5 protein-coding genes are annotated in these 4,695 nt (G+C 70.8%); 3 read left to right on the top strand and 2 right to left on the bottom strand.

Annotation, left to right across the window (positions count from 1 at the left end; translation table 11 throughout):
- Both aceE and ACFV0Q_RS38495 read left to right on the top strand, forming a co-directional pair.
- Positions 1–2,107: pyruvate dehydrogenase (acetyl-transferring), homodimeric type (aceE, locus tag ACFV0Q_RS38490; RefSeq protein ID WP_385012349.1), on the top strand; the 2,107-nt coding region annotated here is incomplete at its 5' end.
- Positions 2,108–2,229: 122 nt separating this feature from the next.
- On the top strand, positions 2,230–2,748 hold the full coding sequence (locus ACFV0Q_RS38495; protein ID WP_385012350.1) for a DUF4240 domain-containing protein: 519 nt from the start codon (positions 2,230–2,232) through the stop codon (positions 2,746–2,748).
- A 3-nt stretch (positions 2,749–2,751) separates the two neighbouring features.
- On the opposite strand, the gene ACFV0Q_RS38500 is transcribed toward ACFV0Q_RS38495, so the two are convergent.
- The gene (locus ACFV0Q_RS38500; RefSeq protein ID WP_385012352.1) at positions 2,752–3,522 is read right to left on the bottom strand and encodes an SDR family NAD(P)-dependent oxidoreductase; all 771 of its coding nucleotides are present in this window, start codon (positions 3,520–3,522) and stop codon (positions 2,752–2,754) included.
- 86 nt (positions 3,523–3,608) lie between these two features.
- Between ACFV0Q_RS38500 and ACFV0Q_RS38505 the strand changes: the two genes are divergently transcribed.
- Positions 3,609–4,262 carry a TetR/AcrR family transcriptional regulator gene (locus ACFV0Q_RS38505; protein WP_385012354.1) on the top strand — a complete coding sequence of 218 codons (654 nt, stop codon included), beginning with the start codon at positions 3,609–3,611 and terminating at the stop codon, positions 4,260–4,262.
- A 40-nt stretch (positions 4,263–4,302) separates the two neighbouring features.
- On the opposite strand, the gene ACFV0Q_RS38510 is transcribed toward ACFV0Q_RS38505, so the two are convergent.
- Positions 4,303–4,575: a hypothetical protein gene (locus tag ACFV0Q_RS38510; protein WP_385012355.1), complete on the bottom strand. Its 273-nt coding sequence runs from the start codon at positions 4,573–4,575 to the stop codon at positions 4,303–4,305.
- Positions 4,576–4,695: the final 120 nt, after the last annotated feature.

A 4,695-nucleotide genomic window follows, 5' to 3' on the forward strand; every position in this document is an offset into this window, starting at 1 on the left:
GTGGGAGTTCCCGACGGTCTCCATGGGCCTCGGCCCGCTCTCCGCGATCTACCAGGCGCGCTTCAACCGCTACCTGCAGAACCGGAGCATCAAGGACACCGCCAACTCGCACGTCTGGGCCTTCCTGGGCGACGGCGAGATGGACGAGCCCGAGTCGACCGCCGCCCTGGCCCTGGCCTCCCGCGAGCAGCTCGACAACCTGACCTTCGTCATCAACTGCAACCTGCAGCGCCTCGACGGTCCGGTCCGCGCGAACTTCCGCGTCGTCCAGGAGCTGGAAGCCCAGTTCCGCGGCGCCGGCTGGAACGTCATCAAGTCGCTGTGGGGCTCCGCCTGGGACGAGCTGTTCCAGCTCGACACCACGGGCGCCCTGGTACGCCGCCTGCGCGAGGTACCCGACGCGCAGTTCCAGACGTACGCGACCCGCGACGTGGCCTACATCCGCCAGCACTTCTTCGGCGCCAACGCCGAGCTCGTGCAGCTTGCGGGCGTGCTGTCCGACGCGAAGATCGCGGAGTGCTTCCACTCCTCCCGCGGCGGCCACGAGCCCCGCAAGGTCTACGCCGCGTACAAGGCCGCCCTGGAGCACAAGGGCGCGCCGACGGTCATCCTCGCGCAGACCGTCAAGGGCTACACGCTGGGTGCAGGGTTCGAGTCGAAGAACGCGAACCACCAGATGAAGAAGCTGACGATCGACGAGTTCAAGGACATGCGTGACCTCCTTGGCCTGCCGATCCCGGACAGCGCCTTCGCCGACGGCGTCGTCCCCTACGGCCACCCGGGCGCGAACAGCCCCGAGGTCCAGTACCTGAACGAGCGCCGCGCGGCGCTCGGCGGTCCGGCTCCGGCCCGCAAGGTCAAGCACGTGGCCCTGCCCGCCCCGGCGGACCGTTCCTTCGCCCCGCTGCTCAAGGGCTCCGGCAAGCAGGAGATGGCCACCACCATGGCCTTCGTCCGGCTCGTCAAGGACCTGATGCGGGACAAGGAGACCGGCAAGCGCTGGGTGCCGATCGTCCCCGACGAGGCCCGTACCTTCGGTATGGAGTCCCTCTTCCCGTCGGCCGGCATCTACTCGCCGCTGGGCCAGACGTACGAGCCGGTCGACCGCGACCAGCTCATGTACTACAAGGAAGCCAAGGACGGCCAGATCCTCAACGAGGGGATCACCGAGGCCGGCGCCATGGCCGACTTCATCGCCGCCTGCACGTCGTACGCGACGCACGGCGAGCCGATGATCCCGTTCTACATCTTCTACTCGATGTTCGGCTGGCAGCGCACGGCCGACCAGATGTGGCAGCTCGCCGACCAGCTCGGCAAGGGCTTCATCGTCGGCGCCACCGCCGGCCGCACCACGCTGACCGGTGAGGGCCTGCAGCACGCGGACGGCCACTCGCACCTGATCGCGTCCACGAACCCGGCGTCGCTCAACTACGACCCGGCCTTCGCGTACGAGATCGCGGTGATCGTCAAGGACGGTCTGCGCCGCATGTACGGCGAGAAGCCGGAAGACGTCTTCTACTACCTGACGGTCTACAACGAGCCGAAGGTCCAGCCGGCCATGCCGGAGGGCGTGGAGCAGGGCATCCTCAAGGGCCTGTACCGCTTCAACACCGCGGCCGACCTGGCGGAGGCGGCCCCCGCCGCCGACGCGCCCAAGATCCAGCTGATGGCCTCGGGTACGGCGATCCACTGGATCCTGGAGGCGCAGAAGCTGCTCGCCGCCGACTGGAACGTGGCCGCCGACGTCTGGTCCGCCACCTCGTGGGGCGAGCTGCGCCGCGACGCGCTGGAGTGCGACGAGGCGCTGCTGCGCGGCGAGCTGCGCACCCCGTACGTCACCCGCGCGCTGGAGGGCGTCACCAGCCCGGTCCTCGCCGTGTCCGACTGGATGCGTCAGGTCCCGGACCAGATCAGCCAGTGGGTCGAGCAGGACTACACCTCGCTGGGCACGGACGGCTTCGGTCTGTCCGACACCCGCGAGGGCGCCCGTCGCCACTTCGGCGTCGACGCCCAGTCGATCGTGGTGGCCGCGCTGGCCCAGCTCGCCCGCCGCGGCGAGGTCCCGGCGTCCTCCGTCAAGGAGGCCCGCGAGCGCTACGGCCTGTAGCCCGCGCCGCTCCACGCAGCACCCGCCGAAGGCCGGTGTCCACCCCGAACGGGGGCGGACACCGGCCTTTGGCCGTATGAGCGGTGGCGGCGCGGGGGTGGACCCGTGATGCTGGAGCGGTGATGGACGAGACGGAGTTCTGGGAGATCGTCGACCGTACCCGCGAGGCCGCCGAGGGCGACCCCGAGGACCACGCCGAGCTGCTCGTGGAGCGGCTGGCACAGCTCGACCCGGACTCCGTGCTGGACTTCGCGCGGCACTTCGAGTCGCGCTACAACCGGGCGTACACCTGGGACCTGTGGGGTGCGGCCTGGGTGCTGCTCGACGGGGCGAGCGACGACGCGTTCGACTACTTCCGGTGCTGGCTGATCGGCCAGGGCCGGGAGGTCTTCGAGGGCGGGGTCCACGACCCGGACCAGCTGGCGGAGCTGCTGGTGGAGTTCGACGAGGAGATCGACGGGGACGGCGAGGAGCTGGGGTACGCGGCCGACGAGGCGTACGAGCAGCTGACCGGCTCGGTGGCGCCGGACCTGGGCGTCCCGCTCCAGGCGGCGGAGCCGGAGGGCGCTCCGCTGGACTTCGAGGACGAAGCCGTGCTGGCGGAGCGCTTCCCCCGGCTGTGGGACCGCTTCAGGGCCTGACGGCTAGTAGTGCGTGCCGCCGTCGATGCGGATCTCCGTACCGGTGATGAAGGCGCCGTCCTCGGAACCGAGCATGGCGACGACCCCGGCCACGGTCTGGGGGCCGGCGAAGCCCTGGCCGAGGGCGGGGGCGAGCTTGGCGAAGAGGGACCAGTCGGTGTCCTCGGGCAGGCCCGGGCCGTTGCCGGTGGTCATGCCGGACTCGATGGAGCCGGGGGCGACGCAGACGAAGCGCAGGCCCTGCTTGCTGTACTCGGCGGCCAGGGCGTGCGTCATGGACTGGATGCCGCCCTTGCTGGCCGCGTACGCCGCCATGTAGGGGTGGGCGAAGCTCGCCGAGGTGGAGCTGAAGTTCACGACGGCCGGCCGGTCGCCCGCGAGCAGCGCCGGGAGAGCCTCGCGGATCATCAGGAAGGTGCCGGTCAGGTTGACCGTGATGACCTTGTTCCAGAAGTCGAGCGTGGTCTGGTGGGTGTGCGCGGAGCGCAGGATGCCCGCCGCGTTGACCAGCACGTCGATGCCGGTCAGGGCGTCGACGGCGGCGGCGACGCCCGTCTTGACGGCCGCCTCGTCGGATATGTCCAGGACGGCGGTGGTCAGCCGGTCCGCGTGCCCGTCGGCGGCGGCCTGCTCGGCGGTGGCCTTGAGGCCGGCTTCGTTGACGTCCACGGTGTGGACGCGGCCGCCCTCGGCGAGAATGCGGTGGACGGTGGCCTGGCCGATGCCGGAGCCGCCGCCGGTGATGAGGACACGACGTCCTTCGTAACGGTTCATGCGGCGAGCCTACCGAGCGCATGGCACGTTTTGCCAGCCTGTCACTCCATGCATTCCCGCGGGTTTCCGGGCGGTAGGCTTCACCCGTGAGATCTCCCCGTCCGTACTCCCCCCAGAGCGGCCCCGGAACCCAGTCGCTGACCGAGCGCCGCAAGGCCGCCACCCAGCTCGACATCGCCCGCGCCGCCTGCGAACTCTTCGCCCGGCACGGCCCCGACGGCACCACCGCCGAGGACATCGCCCATCGCGCCGGCGTGGCCCTGCGCACGTTCTACCGCTACTTCCGCAACAAGCAGGAGGCCGTGGCCCCGCTGCTCGCGGGCGGCGGTGACGCCTGGCGCGCGCTCCTCGCCGAGGAGGACCCCGCGACCCCCCTCACCCAGTCCCTGGAACGCGCGGTGACCCGCTCACTGAGCGACTCCCCCTCCGTGGAGGAGGGCCTGGAGGTCACCCGCGGCCTGCTGCGCGCGGCGGCCTCGGACGAAGCCCTGCGGGCCGTCTGGTACCGGGTGAACCAGGAGTCCGAGGAGCGCCTGGTCCCGGTGATCGCCCGCCTCGCCGGCCCGGAGGCGGACCCGATGTCGGTACGCCTGCTCGCGGCGGCGGCCACGGACGCGATCCGCGTGGCCCTGGAGGTCTGGTCCACCGGGGACGCCCCGGTGACGGGCCCCGGCTCCCCCGCCGACCTCGCGGTGCGCTGCCTGCGCGAGCTCACCGGCGCGATGCCCCTGCTCCGCTGAGATCAGCAGGGCAGGGGCATCGTCGGGGATCCCGACAGGGTCAGCGCCAGCCGCCCCAGTCGTTGTCGTTCCAGCCGGAGTTGTGCCAGCCGCCCCAGTCGTTGTCGTTCCAGTTGCCGTGCCCGCAGTCGTCGTCGTTCCAGTTGTCGTGGGCCCAGCGGGAGTCGTTCCAGTTGTTGTCGGCCCAGCGCGAGTGGCCCGACCGGTCCCAGCCACCGTCGTGGTCGTGGGCGGACGCACTGGTGAGCGGCAGCAGGCCGAGGGTGAGGCCCGCGGCTCCGGCGACAACGGCTCCGATGATCCTACGGCGCATTTCCATGCACCTCCGAACATGTCTCGCTGATCCGGCTTATCCGGCGTTTAGGTCCTTTCAACCCTCACCCCGGTCACCCGGACTGTCAAAGGCAAAAGGCCCCCCACCGCTCTCCTGGAG

Origin of the sequence: Streptomyces sp. NPDC059564, assembly GCF_042735575.1 — a bacterium.
Taxonomy (GTDB): domain Bacteria; phylum Actinomycetota; class Actinomycetes; order Streptomycetales; family Streptomycetaceae; genus Streptomyces.